Source organism: Brevundimonas abyssalis TAR-001 (assembly GCF_000466985.1).
Lineage (GTDB): Bacteria > Pseudomonadota > Alphaproteobacteria > Caulobacterales > Caulobacteraceae > Brevundimonas > Brevundimonas abyssalis.
In genome coordinates this window covers 1-1596 of sequence record NZ_BATC01000112.1, presented here as the reverse complement: position 1 = coordinate 1596, position 1596 = coordinate 1, and the positions used below count along the sequence as shown (strand labels likewise).

The window sequence follows — 1596 nt, the reverse complement described above, 5'->3', positions numbered from 1 at the left end:
GCGGCGCGGGCGGACGCCTGTCGGCGCCTGCCGGGCAGCGTGGGGGCCTTCTTCACCGGCGTTCTGGCGGTGGTGGTGGCGGCGCCGTGCACCGCGCCCTTCATGGCCTTTGCCTCGGCGCCGCGCTCGTCATGCCCGCGCCCATGGCCGTGGCGGTGTTCCTGATGCTGGGGCTGGGTCTGGCCCTGCCCTATGTGGCGGTGAGCCTGTCGCCGGGCCTGCTGAAGCGGTTTCCGCGCCCCGGTCCGTGGATGGACCGGCTCAAGGGCGTGCTGGCCTTTCCCATGTACGGCGCGGCCCTGTGGCTGGTGTGGGTGTTCGCCCGTCAGGCCGGGGCGGAGTCCCTGGCCCTGCTGATGACCGGCGCCTGATGCTGGCCCTGGGCCTGTTCCTGTGGGGCTGGCGGCAGGCGGCGCGGGCCGAGGGACGCGGCGGGGTGGTCAGCACCGTGGCCGCCGTCCTGTCCATCGTCGCGGCCATGGGGCTGGCGGGCGGCGGCGCCTCGCTGGCCCGCGCCCCTGAGGCAGCCGCCGGCGCAAGCGAAGGCGGGGCCCTGTCCTCCACGCCCTGGTCGCCCGCGGCGGTTCAGGCCGCCCGGGCCGAAGGCCGGGTGGTGTTCGTGAACTTCACCGCCGACTGGTGCGTGACCTGCAAGGTCAATGAGCGCGCCGCCCTGGCGTCGGACCGGGTGCGGAGCGCCGTCGAGACCACCGGCGCGGTCTATATGGTCGCGGACTGGACCCTGCGGGATGACGCCATCGCGCGGGAGCTGGAGCGGCACGGCCGCTCGGGCGTTCCGCTGTATCTGATCTATGGTTCCGGTTCCGACGCGCCGCGCATCCTGCCCCAGCTTCTGACCCCCGGCCTCGTGGCCGAGGCGCTCAACGACGCCGCCTGATCCCTTCGACCAACCAAGGAGCCCATCCCATGAAGATCCGCATCCTGGCCATGGCCGCCGCGTCCGCCCTCGCTCTGGCGGCCTGCAATCAACCGGCCGAGGCGCCCGCCGACGCACCCGAAACCACCGAGACCGCCGAGGCTGACGGCCAGATGGCGCCGGACTTCACCCTGGTCAGCGCCGAGGGCGAACAGGTTTCGTTGTCCGATTTCCGTGGCCGGGTGGTGGTTCTGGAATGGACCAATGAGGACTGCCCCTATGTGCGCAAGCACTACACCGGGCCGATGCAGGCGCTTCAGCAGGAGGCGACCCAGGACGGCGTGGTCTGGTTGACCATCATCTCGTCAGCCCCGGGCACCCAGGGCTATGTGGAGGGCGAGGACGCGCGCGGCTGGCGGGCCGAGTACGACGCGAGCTTCACCCACCTGCTGGCGGACCCCACCGGCGAGACAGGCCGGGCCTATGGCGCGGTCACCACGCCCGACATGCGCGTGATCGACGAGGAGGGCCGCATCATCTTCACCGGCGGCATCGACGACCGGCCCAGCGCCGACGTTGCGACGCTGGACGGCGCGACCAATTATGTGCGCGCAGCTCTGGAGGACCACGGAGCCGGCCGTCCCGTGGCGACTCCGTTCGCCCAGCCGTATGCTGTTCGATCAAATACGCCGATGAGCTTGAAGAGGGCGCCGAGGCGG

3 protein-coding genes are annotated in these 1596 nt (G+C 71.7%); all 3 read left to right on the top strand.

Annotated features, from left to right (window positions below; all coding sequences use genetic code 11):
- The first annotated feature begins 131 nt into the window (after window positions 1-131).
- Window positions 132-371: a hypothetical protein gene (locus MBEBAB_RS17855; RefSeq protein WP_052516830.1), complete on the top strand. Its 240-nt coding sequence runs from the start codon at window positions 132-134 to the stop codon at window positions 369-371.
- Window positions 371-898 (top strand): thioredoxin family protein, encoded by a 528-nt coding sequence (locus MBEBAB_RS17850; protein ID WP_021698777.1) that lies wholly within the window; start codon window positions 371-373, stop codon window positions 896-898. Before MBEBAB_RS17855 ends, MBEBAB_RS17850 begins: the two co-directional genes overlap by 1 nt.
- Window positions 899-927: 29 nt before the next feature.
- Window positions 928-1596, top strand: a 669-nt coding sequence (locus tag MBEBAB_RS14715; RefSeq protein WP_148291577.1) for a redoxin domain-containing protein, incomplete at its 3' end; no start/stop codon positions are given.

Coding starts and splice junctions, on each gene's coding strand:
- MBEBAB_RS17855 (WP_052516830.1), top strand. CDS start 132: ATGCCCGCGCCCATGGCCGTGGCGGTGTTCCTGATGCTGGGGCTGGGT.
- MBEBAB_RS17850 (WP_021698777.1), top strand. CDS start 371: ATGCTGGCCCTGGGCCTGTTCCTGTGGGGCTGGCGGCAGGCGGCGCGG.